This window comes from Volucribacter amazonae (assembly GCF_029783845.1).
GTDB classification, from domain to species: Bacteria; Pseudomonadota; Gammaproteobacteria; order Enterobacterales; family Pasteurellaceae; genus Volucribacter; species Volucribacter amazonae.
In genome coordinates, this window is record NZ_LWID01000001.1 from 455,871 (window position 1) to 474,148 (window position 18,278).

General features: G+C 37.4%; 18 protein-coding genes and 1 tRNA gene. 2 read left to right on the forward strand and 17 right to left on the reverse strand.

Features of this window, described 5'->3' with window-relative positions; genetic code table 11:
* The first annotated feature begins 161 nt into the window (after nucleotides 1–161).
* Complete coding sequence (gene tesB / locus A6A20_RS02275; RefSeq protein ID WP_279571946.1) at nucleotides 162–1,025, forward strand: acyl-CoA thioesterase II; 864 nt, start codon at nucleotides 162–164, stop codon at nucleotides 1,023–1,025.
* Nucleotides 1,026–1,244: 219 nt separating this feature from the next.
* Here the strand turns inward: tesB and znuA are convergent, their stop codons facing one another.
* From znuA to mltA, 3 genes are all read right to left on the reverse strand, one after another.
* Nucleotides 1,245–2,165, reverse strand: coding sequence for a zinc ABC transporter substrate-binding protein ZnuA (gene znuA / locus A6A20_RS02280; RefSeq protein ID WP_279571947.1), 921 nt, complete (start codon nucleotides 2,163–2,165; stop codon nucleotides 1,245–1,247).
* Nucleotides 2,166–2,254: 89 nt separating this feature from the next.
* Nucleotides 2,255–3,028 carry a tRNA cyclic N6-threonylcarbamoyladenosine(37) synthase TcdA gene (gene tcdA / locus A6A20_RS02285; RefSeq protein WP_279571948.1) on the reverse strand — a complete coding sequence of 258 codons (774 nt, stop codon included), beginning with the start codon at nucleotides 3,026–3,028 and terminating at the stop codon, nucleotides 2,255–2,257.
* Nucleotides 3,028–4,128, reverse strand: coding sequence for a murein transglycosylase A (gene mltA / locus A6A20_RS02290; RefSeq protein ID WP_279571949.1), 1,101 nt, complete (start codon nucleotides 4,126–4,128; stop codon nucleotides 3,028–3,030). Before mltA ends, tcdA begins: the two co-directional genes overlap by 1 nt.
* Nucleotides 4,129–4,453: 325 nt before the next feature.
* Here mltA and A6A20_RS02295 point away from each other — a divergent pair.
* A tRNA-Met gene (locus A6A20_RS02295) sits at nucleotides 4,454–4,530 on the forward strand.
* A gap of 49 nt (nucleotides 4,531–4,579) precedes the next feature.
* On the opposite strand, the gene A6A20_RS02300 is transcribed toward A6A20_RS02295, so the two are convergent.
* From A6A20_RS02300 to thrA, 14 genes are all read right to left on the reverse strand, one after another.
* On the reverse strand, nucleotides 4,580–5,149 hold the full coding sequence (locus A6A20_RS02300; protein ID WP_279571950.1) for a hypothetical protein: 570 nt from the start codon (nucleotides 5,147–5,149) through the stop codon (nucleotides 4,580–4,582).
* A 1-nt stretch (nucleotide 5,150) separates the two neighbouring features.
* On the reverse strand, nucleotides 5,151–6,191 hold the full coding sequence (locus A6A20_RS02305) for a beta-ketoacyl synthase N-terminal-like domain-containing protein (protein WP_279571951.1): 1,041 nt from the start codon (nucleotides 6,189–6,191) through the stop codon (nucleotides 5,151–5,153).
* Nucleotides 6,191–6,475: a phosphopantetheine-binding protein gene (locus A6A20_RS02310; RefSeq protein WP_279571952.1), complete on the reverse strand. Its 285-nt coding sequence runs from the start codon at nucleotides 6,473–6,475 to the stop codon at nucleotides 6,191–6,193. Before A6A20_RS02310 ends, A6A20_RS02305 begins: the two co-directional genes overlap by 1 nt.
* A complete protein-coding gene (locus tag A6A20_RS02315; protein WP_279571953.1) occupies nucleotides 6,475–7,719 on the reverse strand; it encodes an ABC transporter permease in 1,245 nt (414 codons plus the stop codon). The genes A6A20_RS02310 and A6A20_RS02315 overlap by 1 nt, the downstream gene beginning before the upstream one ends.
* Nucleotides 7,709–8,443 carry an ABC transporter ATP-binding protein gene (locus A6A20_RS02320; RefSeq protein WP_279571954.1) on the reverse strand — a complete coding sequence of 245 codons (735 nt, stop codon included), beginning with the start codon at nucleotides 8,441–8,443 and terminating at the stop codon, nucleotides 7,709–7,711. The genes A6A20_RS02315 and A6A20_RS02320 overlap by 11 nt, the downstream gene beginning before the upstream one ends.
* Before the next feature lie 6 nt (nucleotides 8,444–8,449).
* A complete protein-coding gene (gene darH, locus A6A20_RS02325; RefSeq protein WP_279571955.1) occupies nucleotides 8,450–9,451 on the reverse strand; it encodes a BtrH-related acyltransferase DarH in 1,002 nt (333 codons plus the stop codon).
* Complete coding sequence (locus A6A20_RS02330) at nucleotides 9,438–9,848, reverse strand: helix-turn-helix domain-containing protein (RefSeq protein ID WP_279571956.1); 411 nt, start codon at nucleotides 9,846–9,848, stop codon at nucleotides 9,438–9,440. The genes darH and A6A20_RS02330 overlap by 14 nt, the downstream gene beginning before the upstream one ends.
* Nucleotides 9,838–10,998 (reverse strand): beta-ketoacyl-ACP synthase III, encoded by a 1,161-nt coding sequence (locus A6A20_RS02335; protein ID WP_279571957.1) that lies wholly within the window; start codon nucleotides 10,996–10,998, stop codon nucleotides 9,838–9,840. The genes A6A20_RS02330 and A6A20_RS02335 overlap by 11 nt, the downstream gene beginning before the upstream one ends.
* A complete protein-coding gene (locus A6A20_RS02340; RefSeq protein WP_424585402.1) occupies nucleotides 10,998–11,927 on the reverse strand; it encodes a dialkylrecorsinol condensing enzyme in 930 nt (309 codons plus the stop codon). Before A6A20_RS02340 ends, A6A20_RS02335 begins: the two co-directional genes overlap by 1 nt.
* Before the next feature lie 108 nt (nucleotides 11,928–12,035).
* Nucleotides 12,036–12,461, reverse strand: coding sequence for an excinuclease ABC subunit A (locus A6A20_RS02345; protein ID WP_279571958.1), 426 nt, complete (start codon nucleotides 12,459–12,461; stop codon nucleotides 12,036–12,038).
* Nucleotides 12,462–12,631: 170 nt separating this feature from the next.
* The gene (gene pdxH, locus A6A20_RS02350) at nucleotides 12,632–13,264 is read right to left on the reverse strand and encodes a pyridoxamine 5'-phosphate oxidase (protein ID WP_279571959.1); all 633 of its coding nucleotides are present in this window, start codon (nucleotides 13,262–13,264) and stop codon (nucleotides 12,632–12,634) included.
* A 78-nt stretch (nucleotides 13,265–13,342) separates the two neighbouring features.
* The gene (gene thrC, locus A6A20_RS02355; protein ID WP_279571960.1) at nucleotides 13,343–14,626 is read right to left on the reverse strand and encodes a threonine synthase; all 1,284 of its coding nucleotides are present in this window, start codon (nucleotides 14,624–14,626) and stop codon (nucleotides 13,343–13,345) included.
* 49 nt (nucleotides 14,627–14,675) lie between these two features.
* A complete protein-coding gene (gene thrB / locus A6A20_RS02360) occupies nucleotides 14,676–15,620 on the reverse strand; it encodes a homoserine kinase (RefSeq protein ID WP_279571961.1) in 945 nt (314 codons plus the stop codon).
* Entirely contained in the window at nucleotides 15,613–18,078 is a 2,466-nt protein-coding gene (thrA, locus tag A6A20_RS02365; RefSeq protein ID WP_279571962.1) for a bifunctional aspartate kinase/homoserine dehydrogenase I, read from the reverse strand. Before thrA ends, thrB begins: the two co-directional genes overlap by 8 nt.
* Between the last annotated feature and the right edge of the window lie 200 nt (nucleotides 18,079–18,278).

Consider the following 18,278-nt stretch of genomic DNA (forward strand, 5'->3'; position numbering starts at 1 on the left):
CCAGTCATCACTGGTATTTTTTCACGCCAAAAATTTGCACACAATTTACCAAAAAATCCCTATTTATAACAGAAAAATTTGTGATTTTTCTCTGTAAAATGCTGTAAAAAATAAATTATAATCACTTCTGTTCAAACAAGGCTAAATAAAGAGGAAATTTTATGTCTGTCGTATTAGACCAACTGATTGCATTACTAAAATTAGAAAAAATTGATGATTTTTTATTTAGAGGGAATAGCCAAGATTTAGGACTACGCCAAGTATTTGGTGGACAAGTAGTTGCTCAAGCCTTATCTGCGGCAATGCAAGTTGCCCCACAAGAGAGAATACTTCATTCTTGCCATGCCTATTTTCTCGCCCCGGGCGATAGCCAATATCCGATTATTTATAATGTGGAAACATTGCGAGAAGGGCATAATTTTACTGCTTTACGGGTAAAAGCACTTCAACATCATCAAGCTATATGCCATATTACGACTTCATTTCAAACCGAAGAAACAGGCTTTGAACATCAATCTCTTCTGCCCAATGTAGAACCGCCTGAAGCCTTGACATCGGAAAATGCCTTATTACAGCAATTAGCCCCTTTTATTCCTGAACAAATTCGCTCAAAATTTACCGCTGAGCGTCCCTTTGACATTCGTACCAAATATATAAACAACCCATTTAAAGGCACAGTATTGCCGCCAGAACAATTTGCTTGGTTCAAAGCTAATGGCAATGTCCCTTTAGATCAAAAAATTCAACAATGTTTACTCGCCTATTTTTCGGATTTTCATTGTCTACTAACCGCATTACAACCCCATGGTAAAGGCTTTTTGGAAAGAGGTATGAAAGTGGCAACCATTGACCATGCTATTTGGTTTCATCGTTCTTTTGACCTTAACCATTGGTTATTACACGCCATAGAAAGTAATAATGCCTGTGGCGCAAGAGGATTAAGCCGAGGGCAAATTTTCGATCAACAAGGACGTTTAATTGCCACCACACAACAAGAAGGGCTTATTCGCTATCAACCAGCATAAGATATAGTCGTTTCAATTTAAAATGAGACAAGGCGTACCAACGCTGTATCAGTTTAAAGTGGAACGACTATAAAAAAAAGCATAGCGGCTCAATTTGCCTCGCTATGCCTGATTATGAATTAGACAAATATCATCATTTTAATTTGAAAATATAGTCGTCCTACTTTAAAACAATAAAAGCTAATATGGACTACTTCCACTAAAATGACTATACAAAAATTACCCCGAAACCTTGCCACTTAAACAAGCGTAATAATCATCAGCCATATGTTGTAAAAAATCCATATAACTGGTTTTACTCAATGAAATAGCCTCGCCAATGGGATCTAATTTTCCTACTGCAACACCGGTTTCTTTGCTCAAAGTCTCAATCACTTTTGGCGTAAACTGTGGTTCAGCAAATAAACAAGCGACTTTATGTTCATTAATTTGTTGTTTAATTGTGGCTAAGGTTCTTGCTCCCGGAGCAACTAATGGATTAATCGTAAAATACCCCACTTGATTTAGCCCATAATTTTCATTGAAGTAAGTATAGGCATCGTGAAATACATAAAAGCCTTTATCTTTCACCGGGGCAAGCTGTTGCATAATCTGTTGATTTTTATCCGCTAAATGTTGCTGAAAAGTGGCAAGATTATCTGCAATTTGCTGTTTTTTATCTGGATATTGCTCAGAGAGTTTTTCTGCTAGGCTAATTGCCACTAACTGGCTAATTTCAGGGGAAAACCAAATATGCCAATTTAAGCTATGATCATGAGAATGCCCATGATTATGGCTATGTTTATGGTCATGGTCAGATAATAATGGCTCTATTCCCTTAATATCTGCAATTGTCAGCACATTTTTGCGATTAATTCCCTCAATACTTTTACTCAAAAAGCTATCAATATCTTCGCCAATCCATACGACCAGTTCTGCACTTTTGATTTTCTGTATATCAGAAGGTTTTAAACTATAATCATGAGGCGATGCACCTGCTGGAACAAGCACTTGCGTATCCGTAACACCATCAGCAATCGCCGCACTAATAAAACCAAGAGGCTTAATTGAGGTTAATACCGTTGCATTTGATAGCGTAGCAAACAGGGTTAATGCACTGGCAAAGATGGTTTTTTTAAATAAAGAATTGGTTAAACGCATAAATCATTTTCTCCCTAACTATGGCAAAGTGCGGTTAGATTACCCTGTTTTTTATAAAATAGCTATCTTTTTTTTTAATAAAAAATAAGTTATTTTACCGCTAATAACTTTTCAATTACCCTTGCCACCGCAAAAAAGCCAAAGGTTGCGGTAACCATAGTTGCCGCCCCAAAACCATTAGCACAATTCATAGTTGCCGATACTTCACAACCCGTTGATAATTGAGGAAAAATTAAAGGTTGCGTAGAAAAAACCGCATCAATACCAAACTTGCGTTTAGGATTTTGACTAAAGCCATATTCTTTACGCAAAACTGACCGCACTTTGGCTAATAAAGGATCTTGAATGGTTTTGCTTAGATCTGCTATTTGAATTTGACGAGGATCAGTTTGCCCCCCTGCGCCACCAACGCTGATCACTTTAATTTTATGCCGTTTACAATATGCCAATAACGCTGCTTTGGTTTTTACATTATCAATAGCATCAATCACATAAGAAAAATGGCGGTTAAGATAGATAGCCAAATTATCTTGCCCAATAAAGTCATCAATAATATGTACTTTGCATTGGGGATTAATTTGTTGTACACGTTGTTGCATCACTTCCGTTTTTAATTGTCCAATGGTTTGGGTTAAAGCAGGTAATTGCCGATTAATATTAGTAACACAAATATCGTCCATATCAATTAAGGTTATCTCGCCAATACCTGATCTCGCCAAGGCTTCAACCACCCAAGAACCTACCCCACCAATACCAATAACGCAAATATGTGCTTGCTGTAATTGTATTAGAGCTTGTTCCCCATACAAACGTGCAATACCACCAAAACGGCGTTGATAATCCTCGTTGATCACATTATCCATTATTTTAACACCCAAACTCGCCCATAATGTTTCAATAGGCCTGCGGTATGACCTGCTTCATCGCCAATTCCTTGATATAAATCTAAATGTTGCCCTTTAATTGCCCCCCCCACATCTAAAGCAACGGCTAAATGCAAAACATGCTCTCCTGTCCATTTACCTTTTTTATCAAGCTGAGGGATTTCCACTAATAAAATACTGCCTAATGGAATGACATTGCGATCCACTGCCACTGAAGCAAGCCCCACTAATGGCACGCCAGCCGCCCCTTTTACATCAAAAGTGGGATCATGTTTGAAAAAGACATAAGATTGATTACGTTCTAACAATCCCTGAAAACGATCGGGATTACGCTCACCCCATTCCTTAATCGCTTGCATTGACATTTTTTCTTTTTCAACTTCGCCATCTTCCACCAATAAGCGTCCTACACTGGTATAACTAAAACCATTTTGTCCACCATAAGCAAAATGTGCTAATTTGCCACCGCCAAAATCCGCAAAACCACTTCCCTGTACCCCCATGGCAAAAACGTTATACATTGTGGTATAACCTAGCTCCAAACCTTGTCCACGCAATGCTCCTGCATAAATTTGTGCACGAGTAAAGCGTTTATTTTTGGGTAACGCATAAATAGGGTGTTGATATTCCCCTTGCGGTTGCTTTCTTGCTTGAAAAACAGGAATGTAATAGCCAGTCATTAACACATTTTGATAACCATCAAATCCTGCCATTTGTTGCATACCAATATCAAAAGTGGCAAGATCTTTAACATTGCCCCCAGCCGCAACCCAACGAGTAATCTTGGCATAAGTATGTGCATGGCTTGAATTTAAACTTGGTGAATAATTTCTTACCTTAGATAATTGCGTTAAAAAATCGCCCTGATTTACCACGCCTGTTTGGTTTTCAACTTGTGCCACTTGGGTTAATGGCAAAGAAAGATAATTACGTCCTGTATATTTTGCTCCAAGTTCTTTATATTCAGCCCAAGGCGAAACTGATTGCGTTTTATTTGAACTACAATGAACGAGCAATAACCCCAATAAACAAACAAGAATTAAACGTGAGAAAGCATAAATTTGGTTAAAAAATAGCATAAATATTCCAACAAATAGCTCTATAAAACAAAGGCTATAAACTACCAAAAAAAATGAAAAATAAATAGCCTATTTTAAAAATTTATAATCGTTTCAATTTAAAATGAGACAAGGCGGTACGCCGAATACAGTACAACAAGTACGGCTAGGCGTAGCAACACTGTATTATTTTAAAAACACTGTATTATTTTAAAGTAGAACGACTATATCGGCACAATTTTGTGGATTAAATCAACATATAGACTATTTTTTTAGCAAACAACACATAAAATCTTAATTAATGATTGCAATAAATTTTTAAAAGCGTATATTGCACACCTGTTGACGCGGGGTGGAGCAGCTTGGTAGCTCGTCGGGCTCATAACCCGAAGGTCGTTGGTTCAAATCCAGCCCCCGCAACCAGATTTTTTAAGCACCTTGAAATAAGGTGCTTTTTTATTATATAGCTTTCTCAGGCTACAATTAAATCCATAAAACAAGTAGTAATTTCGCTTTGGTTTACTATTTGCTTGGCTTGTGAAGCACTTGTTAATAGCCACCAATAAGCCCCTTGTTTTTTCTCAACTTGGTTAGATTCATAGGTAAAACCGACTAACGCTTGACGAATTTGTCCCATTTGCAAATCTAACTGTGCCAGCTGAAAAGGTTGTAAATAATTATGTTGATTAACCGCTAAAAATAGCGTATTGCCTTTTGTTTGAAAAAGCTGAGAAAGTTGGAAAGTAGTCGCATTATTTAGATTTGCCATAAAATCTAAAGGACTGGGAATATTTTGCTCCATTAATGGCACAAACATTTTATTAAATTTTGTGGGCGAATTAAAAGGCGAGGCAAGATAAATATTCGTCTCTACTGATATATCTTGTTTTAATGGCAATGCTGCTAATAAAGCAAGTTGACTAAAAACACTTAAACGCCGTCCATCAATACCATAGTCTTTTAATTTTAAACGCAAAGTTTGCTCTGTATCTTGTTGCGTAATAAAAGCAGATTTTGCTCGCAAATAATAATGTTGTTGCATATTAATCTTCCCAATCTAGTAACCAACCTAGATTACTCCCACCAAAACCTAAAAAATAAGTTAAGTAATATCCATTGGCTAATCTCGTTTCAAGTGCGGTCAGATTTTGACTATTTTTTAACATAGATATTTTTTGCTTTTGTTGTAAAGCCTGTAACAGCCATGCTGTTTCCATTGCTCCACTTGCCCCTAAACAATGTCCTAACTGAGGTTTCGCCAATAATAAAGGGATATTAGGGTAATATTGTTGTAGGACTTCTAACTCAGTCTGATCAGAAATACCACCCACACCATGAACCTTAATGGCATTTAATTGAGCTTTTTCTATACCGCCTATATGGCAAATATTTTGTAATAATTCCCCTAAAAATTGTGTGTTAATATTAGTCAAGCTACCATTATCTGTTAGGCTTTGCTCCGCAAGTAACTCACAACGAAATTGAGGATTAGGTTGCTGTGATAACGCAATACAGGCTATTCCTTCGCCTAAAATGATGCCCTCTTGTTGACAATTAAATGGCTGATAATCAAATGACTCTGCTAATAATCCCATTGCGTGAAAATGTTCAAAAGTAAGTCGATTAAAACTTTCAAAACCGATCACAATGGCTCGTTGACAATTATTTTGCTTTAACATTTTACTCGCATAATAGATTGCTTGAGCTGATGAAGTACAAGAGGTTGCAAAATTAAATACCTGTGTCTGATATTTTTGTGCTAAATAATCACTAATGTGGGTTAAGCGATGAGGATTAGGTAAAGATTTATCCTCACAATATCTTGCTTCACAATCGGTAATCACATACCCCGTAGAACCAAGGAAAATAGGAATTTTATTCATTTCCTGTAACGACCATTGTGCTTGTTCAAGACAATCTTCAAGTTGTTGCTCAATATATTGATAAAGTTGCGATAACCTTAAACGATCCTCTGAAAAAACCGAAAAATAGGGCAATACTTTATGCGTATCAAACAAATAAGCGGGCTTTTTACCTAGTTTATTGGCACATAATAAGGTACTCGCATATAAATAGCTTGCCATTATTGTTGGCTATCCCGAATAAATTGGGCAAGATCTTTAACGCACATCATATATTTTCTTACCATTCTATCGCCATTTAAACGCACACCAAAATGCGCTTGTAAGGCAACTACAATTTGTAAAGCATCTAATGAATCTAATTGTATGCGACTTTGTTCGCCAAATAATAATTCATCATCCGTAATATCTAAGGGATCAAATGTCTCTTTTTCCGTTTCTTGTATAATCAATTTTTTAAGCTCTAATTCCAACTCGCCTGTGGCTAAAGTAAATCGATATGTCATTAAAATCTTACCTGTGTTTTTAATTGATATTGATAAATAAAGACAGCAATCATTAAACAAACTAAACCAAAAGTCATTAGTAAATATAAATAAAACTGAATTTGGGCTAATGAATATTGATTTAATAATAAATCCTGAAAAGCTATTAATGCCCAGCCCATTGGCGAAAAATGGGCAAGCATCTGCATCATTTCAGGCATAATATAAGTAGGCACCATAATCCCTCCTATTGCCGCCATAATAATGATCCCACCGCCACCTAATACTACCGCTTGTTCAGTAGTACGAGCAATAACACTAATCAATAACCCATAACCTAACGCCGCTAAACTAATACAACTGGATAACAACAAATAATCCCTAAAACTCCCTACTAAAGAAAAGGTAGGCATATCTAATAAAGGCAACACAAAATAACCCAAGCCTACCATACCCATAAACTGGCATTGGTTAATCATAAAATAAGGAATAAATTTCGCCATAATTAATTGCCAAGCCGATGCTTGTGCCATCGCTAAACGTGTAATCGTATTGGTTTGTCGCTCCATTGTCATCACATTAGACAAAGGAATTAAAATAAAAAACATACCAAAAATTAACCAAGCTGGTACACTATGCTGGACTGAATTAGGTTTATGAATTTGCTCGCCTTGGGCATTAAGATAAATATCTTGCCATACTTCGCTACTCAAATAATAAGTAATATGATTAAATTTTTGGATTAACTGTTGATTAACCTGTTGCTCTATTTGTTTAATTTGTTCTTGTTGATTATTAGCTAACTGAATATGGTTATCTTGCAAATAATCCGTAATACGTTGTTGTATATAATAACGCTGTAACGCCCCTTTAATTGCTAATAAGCGAGCAGGATCGAAACGAGGATTAATCCAAAGTTGTAATGGCTGAATATCTGCTAATGGGGTATCTTGTTGATTTACATTGACAATCAATAAATCAATTTGATTCTGTTGTAATTGTCGCTGATATTTTTTTAGTTCGTCAATATTGTCTAATGTTATCAGAAAATGTTGTTGCTTGAGGACTTGGCTAAATTGTTGATTAAAATCATCATTTTGTTGCCCTAATAACACCATTTTTGCCTGTTGATTAATCTGATTATCATCGCTTAATGCGGCTGACATAATAAACATAAATAGCACAGGCATCATAAATAATACCGCAACACCATGTAAATCTCGGCATAATAAACGCATTTCTTTATTAATGGCACTAATTAACATGGTTATCCGCCTGTTTAGCCAAAAAATTAAGATAAAACTGCTCTAAAGAATGACAATCATTTTGTGCAAGAATTTGTGCCATATCGCCTTGGTAAACCATTGTTCCCTGTTGCAATAAAACAATTTCTTGGCATAACTGCTCAATTTCCTGCAAATAATGGGAAGTATAAATAATGGTTATGCCTTGCTCATGTAATTGTTTTACCATAGACAAAATAAACTGGCGAGAAAGTGGATCAACCCCCACCGTAATTTCATCTAAGAAAATGATTTTAGGTTGATTAATTAAACCGATAATAAAATTTAATCGGCGTTTCATTCCTCCCGATAATTGCTTAGCCAACTTATCACGTTGTGGCGTTAATCCTGTCATTTCAAGTAAAGAAGATAAATAATGTGCATTTTTTACAGAATAAAGTGCGGCGAAAAATTTAAGATTTTCCCATACGGTTAAAAGAGGATAAAAAGCAAAATCTTGTGGTACTAAAGAAATTTTTTGTCGTTGTAACTTCGTTAAGTCAGCAAAAGCAATATTCTCCAAGTAAATTTGCCCTTGCTGAATAGGTAACAACCCCGCTAACAAAGACATTAACGTTGTTTTGCCTGCTCCATTTGAGCCAAGTAATCCTATTGTTTTACCTTGAGGAATATGTAGATTAATTTGCTGTAAAGCAAAATCTTGACTATCGGGATAGCGATAGCTTAACTGAGATATATCAATCATAATCCACTAACGTATTCTTTTTAATTGTCGCCATAATTGTTCTTCTTGAGATGCAATATCTCGTAACTTTATCGCTAATTGTTGGTATCCCTCAACCTGTGTTTTTCTACATTGTTTAACACAAAAACTAGCAAACTGTCGCCATTGATCGCCAATTTCGGTCATTTGCTGAGAAAGTGAATCCAACAAAGGATTTTGACAAATCTCGCTGGCTTGTTGTAAAAAATAAGCATAAATATAACGAAAACCTGCTCCCCCTGTCCCAATTTCTTCTTGCATACGCACAATATGCCCCAAAAATAACTTTTTATATTGTTCAGTATGGGAAGAATGCGCAACCCCCTCAAGAGTATTAGCCAAATAACGCATACCTTTTACCCCAACAAACGGCACTGGAGCAAGCATTTGTTTCGCATTTTTGACCATTGCTTTTTTAAGCAAAATGGCAAAATTATCAAGTGGCGATGGCGGTAATTCATCAAGATAATATAATAATCCTTTTGCTGATAACGCCCCTTTAGCAAATCTTGCTCGTTGTAAATCTTGCTGGGAACAACGTTGTACATGTTCAAAAACGGGATCACTAATAAGATATTCATCATTTTCTTTAGCATAAACCAATAAATTATGCGCATTAAAATGAAAACGCATTTCTGGGGGAAAATAAGGTAACCAAAATACTGACGTTTGTAAGCCTACTAATTTATTTTCAGCCAATAATCGATCAAGCTCAAATTGCCCTTGTAGAGGATCACGAAACTTACGTTGCTTTAAAGGAAGTTTTAAAGCTTGACTCACATTTTTAATAATACTGCGTGGCGGCATACGATAAGAAATTAAGGGCATTCCACTAATTTTAAACAAGGGTAAATAAACGAAAGTCAAGGCATGGGCTAAACCAAAAACCATGGCTTCATTTAGTTCAATATTTTTTGCTTTTAATAGGGTTGACATTACCCCTGTTTCACAATGTGCGGTATGTTGATGTAACTGCTCAAAATTCATCATTATGGTACTCTAACGGATTTAATTGAGCGATAGATAACTGAAATGCTTGAGCATATTTCGCTAAGGTCTTGCAAGATAAACGAGCAAATACCTTAGGCTGACAATGACGGCGAACTTGCCATTTCCATAACCCCGTTGCTTGGGCTAAGCTGGTTTCATCAAAACGATATTTATACATCAAATAAAAAATTATTGATTTTTGACCGCACTTAACCGCTTGCCAAGCCTCCTGTGCCTTTTGTTGTAAATCCAATACTGCCTGCTGCGTAACAAACTCTTCTTCGATCCACCCTGTTGTCGTACTCATTTCATATTTTCCTTGCCTTGTAGCATAAATAACTTTTTTCTGCCCAGCAAAAATCTTACTGTTATCTTGTGGAATATCCTTAATCTCCATTAACCACCTCAAGTAACATAAAACAAGAAGAAAAACGCCCACTTTCTGGTACATAACAAAGTATTTTTTGCCCAGCTCTCAACCTATGAGTACGCACAAATTCTTCTAACATAATATAAATAGAGGCAGATCCTGTGTTACCTTTATGGGATAAATTGGTAAACCATTTTTGTGATGGAATAACAAAATTAATACGTTCTAAGCCTGCCAGTAGCTTATCGCGAAAAAAATGAGAAGAATAATGCGGTAATAAATAATCAATATAATCTGCCGTTAATTGATATTTTGCTATAATACGTTGCAAGGCTTTTTCTACCGTATATTCAACAATATGTTCATTTAATAATTTCACATCTTGTTTAATTGCCATTAAACTATGTTGCTCACGATATTGGCTATCTTTCCCTTTCCAACTCACAAAACGCCCTTGTTCAACCTCTCCTCCTGCATACATACAAACAGGCATTTCATTGGCATAAGAAATTAATTCTATCCAATGAATTTTCAAACTTATCCCTGTTTTATTTGGGCTGGAAGATAATGCCACTGCTCCAGCACCGTCAGATAACATCCAACGCAAAAAATCCTTACTAAAACCAATTTCTGGTTTCGCATTGATTAATTGTTTTTCAGCAATTTCAGCTTGGAAATTCTCACTCCGCATAACTGCAGAAGCTGCCTCCGAAGCAACTGCTACCGCCGTTTGATGCTCACCTGTACGAATTGCTTGATAAGCACATTTCATTGCTGCCATACCTGCGACACAAACCCCTGCGGTGGTAATCACTTCGCAAGCTGGTGCATTAGGCAATAATCCCTGCACCATTACCCCTTGCCCGGGTAAAATTTGATCTGGATAAGACGTACCACAAGCGAGAAAATCCATATTTTGTATTAGAAAACCTTGCTGCTCTAAGCCTTTTATCGCCTCTACTGCCAAATCAGTGCTAGTATGAGTTGCTTGTCGTGTAATAGGATCTAGCGCATAATAGCGTTGTTTAATGCCATTTGAACGTAAAATCATTTTACGCACACGTGAAGGAATATCCCCAATCTTGCCTAAAACTTGCTCTATTTGATCATTATCTACCGCTTGATTCGGCAAAAAGCTAGCAATATGATTAATATAAACTTGTTGCAACCTTGACATTATTCTTCTCCTGACGGGGCAGCAAAATAAGCTCGCTGTTTAGCCAATTTATCTTTTAATAAAGGTCTTAATAAGGTTTTAATTAACGCAGAAATCGGTACGACTGTTAAGATCAAAGCAATTAAAAATAAAATATAAACATAAAGTACAATTTTGCGTAATAACGGCGAAATTTTACCACAATTTAACAGTAACTTTCCCCAAAGATAAAAACTTCGTTGTCCGACTTTCTCGCTCATCATTAATTTTTCATCAATGGTTACCGCTTGCATATATTGAAAAACCTTTTGATCCAAGGGCTGTTGATCCTGCAATACTTGTTTTAATCGTCGTCCAAAACGTTGCATATCCATGATTTCACTTTCGCTAATCCCCGCAGAAGGCAACCAAGAAATCGCTTGTTTATTGCCCGTTAATAACCAAGCAGGAGTGGTAATAAAACTCGCCCAACTATTTGATTGATCCACCTTAACAATATTACCAATTAAATTTGCTCCATTTTTAGCCAATAACATTTTGACCTTTTCTTGTGCCATAAGCCACATATTGCGACACCCAATTAAGGTAATAACGGGTGTATTAGATAAAACTTGTTTCGCTTGTGCTGATTGTAAAAAAGCGGTAATGGGCTGAGCTGGCGATAAAAACCATACGGTATAAGCAATAATCACTAAATCATAATGCTCTCGCTCAAGTTGTGGTATTTCAATGGGAGCAGGTTTTAAATGCACTGATTCAGGAAATTGATCAAAAAAGGAAAATAATGTCCAAGGAAAAGGATAAGGCTTAATTGGTTTAACCACACATTGTTCAATTACAACCTGCCCTGTTTCCTGTAATGGCATTAATGGCTGCAAAAAATGATCCACAAGACAAGACAACTGCCCTGTTTGAGAATAAGATACAACAAGAATATGCTTTTTAGACATAAAAATTACAAACTTAAAGTGCGGTAGAAATTACCAATGTTTTGCTTAAAATACAATATAATAGCCCTGCTATCTAATCAGCAGGGCATTATATATTAATGTGAAAAATTACTTAACAATATCACCTTTTAAGGCTACACCTGCAATAATATTGCCAGCATGACATTCATACTGTGTCGTACTTTTATAAGTATTTTTCTTATAATAACTGACTAAATTGCCTACTTTAGTTGCACCATTAGATGCCGCACGATCTTGGAACTGTTTTACTGCCGATAAAAACGCCCATTGACAAGCCCCTTGATCGGTCTTATTCGCTGCATTGGTTTTTTTATTGCTCACCAACCCTGCCGCAACCACATTACCCGGTGCAGGCTTACCAAAATAAAGTTTAATATTAGGATTAAGTACTTGTTTAGCTTGAGGAGAATTTAATGCTTCATCAATAGATAAATAATGTGTGGTATCACGAGGGGCGCAAGCAGCAAGTAAAATGGCTGTACTAACAACCGTTAATTTTATTAAACCTTTCATATAGGCTCCTTAGTTCAATCTAACATTGAGGTTATTCACATAATAAAACAGGCAAATTATAAACATTTCTTGATAAAATAGAAAGTCTTGTCGTCTTATATCAAAGTAGAACAACTATAAAAATTTTACTAAAACCCACCGCACTTTGCTTAATAAATAACGTCAAAAAATCAAGGTGATAAACGGCGTTTATGCCATTCGCCTTGTTGAAACTGATATTGAATACGATCATGCAAGCGACTGGCTCTACCTTGCCAAAATTCAATCATATCAGGTATAACAACATAACCGCCCCAATGAGGTGGACGAGGTACTTGACGTGGGTAAGTAAGGGCAAGTTTTGCCGCTTTAGCTAATAAACTGCGATAATTTTCAATGGGTTGACTTTGTTCACTTGCCCAAGCCCCTAATCGGCTGGTATAAGGACGGCTAGCAAAATATTGATCCGATTGTTCCGCACTGATTTTTTCTACTCGTCCCTCAATGCGGACTTGTCGCTGTAATTCCGCCCAGAAAAAAGTTAGGCTAGCAAAGGGGTTAACCGCAAGATCTTGTCCTTTATGGCTTAAATAATTGGTAAAGAACACAAAACCCTGTACATTCACTTCTTTGAGCAATACCATTCTGGCACTCGGACGTCCATCAGCACCAACGGTGGCTAAGTTCATTGCCGTAGGCTCATTCACTTCGGCGTGTAAGGCTTGCTGTTGCCATTGTTCAAACTGTTGTATAGGATTGGACGCACATTGTTTAATGGATAATACTTGTTTGGTGTATTCTTGGCGGATATGGTGTAAATCCATAGTTTGTTCCTAGCTTTTAAAAAGTCAGAAAAAGTGCGGTAAAAATTTTATTTATTTTTACCGCACTTTTCTAAATCATTATGACGCTAACAAATAAGCTCTTAGCGTAGCAAAATCATTTGCCATTTCATCAGACAAGAGAGGCAATTTATTATGCTTATCTAATGCTTCTGGCAATGGTAAATCAATGGATAAAATGCGTTCTACCGATTCTTTGAATTTCGCTGGGTGAGCCGTACAAAGGAACAGCCCTGTTTCGTCCGCTTGTAAATCTTGGCTTAACACTTGGTAAGCAATCGCACCATGTGGCTCACAGAGATAACCTTTACCATAGAGTTCACTCAATGCCTGCTCTGTTTGGGGATCAGTTAAGGCAGCAGAATGAAGATCAGTTAATGCCCAACCATTACGTTTGAAAATTTCTTCTACCCGAGGCCAGTTATTTGGGCGACTTACGTCCATGGCATTAGATAAAGTAGCAACGGTATCATGAGGATTCCAATGCCCATCTTGCAAATAACGTGGTACAGTATCATTCGCATTGGTTGCCGCCACAAAACGTTTAATTGGTAAGCCAAGAGATTTGGCAATTAAACCTGCGGTAAGGTTTCCAAAATTACCACTTGGCACAGACACAACAAGGTTTTGTCGCTGTTCTTTTGGTAATTGGCTCACTGCCTCAAAGTAATAACAAATTTGCGCTAGTAAACGGCTAATATTAATGGAATTTGCCGAGTTTAATCCGATGCTTTCTCGCAATTCTTGATCATCAAAGGCTTGTTTCACTAAGGCTTGGCAATCATCAAAATCGCCATTAATCGCAACAGTACGAATATTGCCACCAAGCGTACAGAATAATTTTTCTTGTAATGGGCTAATTTTACCTTTTGGATATAAAATAACCACTTCAATATTTGGCAAGCCATAAAATGCGTGTGCCACTGCCGCCCCTGTATCGCCAGAGGTTGCGGTTAAAATGGTAATTTTGCCATCACCACGCACATTCGCCAAGGCTTGAGCCATAAAGCGTCCACCAAAATCTTTGAAAGCTAAGGTTGGCCCATGAAAAAGCTCTAAAGCATAAATATTGTCAACCACTTTTGCCACTGGCGCTGGGAATGTAAAGGCATTTTCTACCATTTGATTAAGCTGTTCGGCAGGAATTTCATCGCCAATTAAACGGGCTAAAATGCGTTGACTACGTTCAACTAGAGGTAATGCTAATAATTGAGCAATTTCTTCTTCACTGAATTGCGGAATATGCTCAGGGAAAAATAATCCTTGATCTTTGCCTAACCCTTGGCTTACCGCTTGGGCAAAACTCACTTGTTGTTCGGGGTGTTTAATATTGTATAAATTCATTGTGTTATTCCATACTTAAAATAATTGCTTATTATACCTGTAATCTGCTTTAGGACAATTCTCTTGCACCAGCATTATCCACTTTACAAATATGCACAAAGCCTTCGTTATTTTGTAAATAATGCTGTTCTAAATAATTAGCTAATCGGCTAGCGTGTGCCAAATCAGGGGCAATAGAAAAAATGGTTGGACCAGAACCCGAAATACCCGTAGCTAATGCGCCAAGATCGCGTGTTGCCTGTTTGACTTCGGCAAAATTAGGCAATAAAGTCTCACGATAAGGTTCAGCAATCACATCTTGCATCATTAATGCTGCTAATGCGGCTTGTTGGGTATAACAAGCATGCACAAAACTGCCTAAATGGCGACCATGAGCAATCACATCTTGCCGAGTATATTGTTTTGGTAAAATGGCTCTGGCTTCCGCAGTAGATACCTCAATCCCCGGATAAGCCAAAACCCAATACCAATCATCAAAAAATGGCAAAGTTTGGCAAATATTGCCTAAGGATTGCACCATTAATTGCACACCACCAAGATAACAAGGAGCAACATTATCGTAATGAATAGATCCCGAAATACGCCCCTCTAATTCGCCCATCATTTCTAATAATTCCATCTTAGAAAAAGGCTGTTGATGAAATTGATTTAATGCCACTAACGCCGCCACAATGGAACAAGCACTTGATCCCAAACCTGAACCAATTGGCATATTTTTTTCTAAGGTCAAGCGTAAAGGCTTGATTTTACCATTGCGTAATTTCAAGCGTTCGCTAAATAAGACATAGGCCTGATAAACAATATTTTTTTGTGGCTCTTTAGGTAATTTACGCACAAAATAGCCCACAGAATCCAACTCAAATCCTTGTGCAATCGGCTCAATTTGTACCACATCGCCAAGCAAAGAACCATCAATAGGGGAAATTGCTGCACCTAAAGTATCAAAACCCACACTAATATTCGCACTAGAAGCTGGAGCATAAATTCTAACCATTGATTCCTCCATTACTTTGTAATGTTCTTAAAATATCAGCAAAAATCCCTGCGGCGGTTACCGCATTGCCTGCCCCATAACCACGCAATAATAATGGAATAGGCTGATAATAGCGAGTATAAAATGCCAAAGCATTTTCGCCATTTTTCACTTTATACAAAGGATCATCACTGTCTACTTCCACAATGGATACCTTGCATTTACCTTGTTCAATTTGCCCCACATAACGCAAAACTTTTCCTGCGGCTTTGGCGTTTTCCACTCTGGCACTAAATTCTGCATCAAGCTGTGGTAACATTGCCATAAATTCCTCTACCGATTTTCCCTCGGCAAATCCTGCTGGCAACACACCTTCAACCTCTACATCGCTAAGTTCTAAATTTAAACCGCTTTCTCTGGCTAAAATGAGCAATTTGCGTGCCACATCTTGCCCCGATAAATCATCACGTGGATCGGGTTCCGTAAAGCCTTTTTCTCTAGCTAAAGCAGTCACTTGCGATAAGGTCATTCCCTCTTCTAGCTTACCAAAAATAAAGGATAATGAACCTGATAAAATACCATTAAATCGCTCAAGTTCATCGCCCGCCGCTAATAAATTTTGTAAGTTTTCAATCACAGGTAAACCCGCTCCCACATTGGTATCATATAAAAACTTACGTTGATTACGGCGAGCATTATCACGCAATAATTGATAATAGGCTAATTCTCTGGTATTGGCTTTTTTATTTGGCGTAACCACATGAAAGCCCTCTTTTAGCGCTCGTGCGTATAGGCTTGCCACCGAATCCGCCGAAGTACAATCCACAAACACAGGATTAACCACATGATGCAATTTAATAAAAGATAACAAGACATCAAAATCTGATGGTTGAGTTGCATTATCCAAATCCTGTTGCCAGTGGCTTAAATCCAAGCCATTTTCATTTAGCAACATTTTATTAGAATTGGCTAAAGCACAAACACGGATTTCAATATCTTTCCCTGCTAAATATTGCTTTTGGTTTTTAATTTGTTCAATCAATTCGCCACCAACGCCACCAACGCCCACGAGGAAAATATCCACCACTTTTTTATTATTAAACAGGGCTTGATGCGTAGCTTTCACTGCCTCTATCGCTTTATTTTGTGCCACAACCGCAGAAATTGAACGCTCAGAAGAACCTTGTGCAATGGCAACAATACTAATATTTGATTGGGCTAACGCCGTAAAGAAACGAGCCGCAATGCCTTTACTTTGTCGCATACCATCGCCCACCACCGAAATAATGGATAAATCTTTAATTACTTCCACTGGCTCAAGCTGTTGTGAAGCAAGTTCTTGAGCAAACTCTTGATTTAAAGCTGTCAAGGCGACTTCCGTCAATTTAGTAGGAACACAAAAACTGATACTATATTCCGATGAGGATTGAGTAATTAAAATCACTGACACATTGGCTTTTGACATAGTAGAAAAGACACGAGCCGCCATACCCACCATACCTTGCATACCGGGTCCAGACACATTAAACATAGATAAATTATCTAAATTCGTAATGCCTTTTACTTGTAACTGTTCAGAAACCACATTGGCATTAATCACTGTTCCTGCTGCTGTTGGATTGCCCGTATTTTTGATTAAGCAAGGAATGTTCGTTTGTACCAATGGTCCAATGGTACGGGGGTGAATCACTTTTGCCCCAAAATAAGATAATTCCATTGCCTCATGATAGGTTAAACTAGATAATAATCTTGCATCAGGCACTAAACGAGGATCACAGGTATAAACCCCATCAACGTCCGTCCAAATTTCACATACCGATGCCTGCAAACAAGCGGCTAAACAAGCGGCAGAATAATCCGAACCATTACGTCCTAATAACACTAATTCGCCTTGTTCATTCCCTGCGGTAAATCCGGGCATTAACACCACATTTTTCGCTGGAATGGTTTCCGCTTGAATACGTTGCGTTGAAATCTCAATATCCACAGAAGATTCTAAATAACTGCCATAAGCCAATAATTTTTCCACAGGATTAATCAAGGTAACTTGATAACCACAAGCCTCAAACCAAGCCTTCATCATCACAATAGAAAGTTTTTCACCACGTGAATCTATGGTGGCTTTTACCGCATCAGGGCATTGTCCCGTTTGTTGCATTTGTGCCAATAGCTCCTGAATTTGAGCAAATTCCTGATCAATAATTTTTCTTGTTCCCACTAAATCAAACTTATTATTTTTTTCATATAATCCATTGATAATATTATAGAAAATCTCTAGTGCTTCACTAATATGCTGATCGGTTGATTGATTAAGAGGGGCTTTTTCAGAAAGGGCGACAAGATGATTGGTAATTTTAGCAGGGGCTGATAAAACCGCGGCAGCCTGTTCGGCTAAATGTGCCTGCTCAATCAACTGGGCTGCCTGCAAAAAACGCTCGGGATTGGCTAAAGACGTCCCACCAAATTTTAAAACTTTCATGTTGTTCTCCTGTGGATATAAATGAATAAATATTTATAAAAAAACCCGCATTGATTATGCGGGTTTCGTGAATATGGTTTTACGCACTAGCCCGCCCCACTAATAATAATGGTCATCATAATAATGGTGGTGGTACGGATAAAAGTGCGGTGCATTTTTACATTATTTTTTAATTAAAAACAGAATGTGCTTAGAAATAC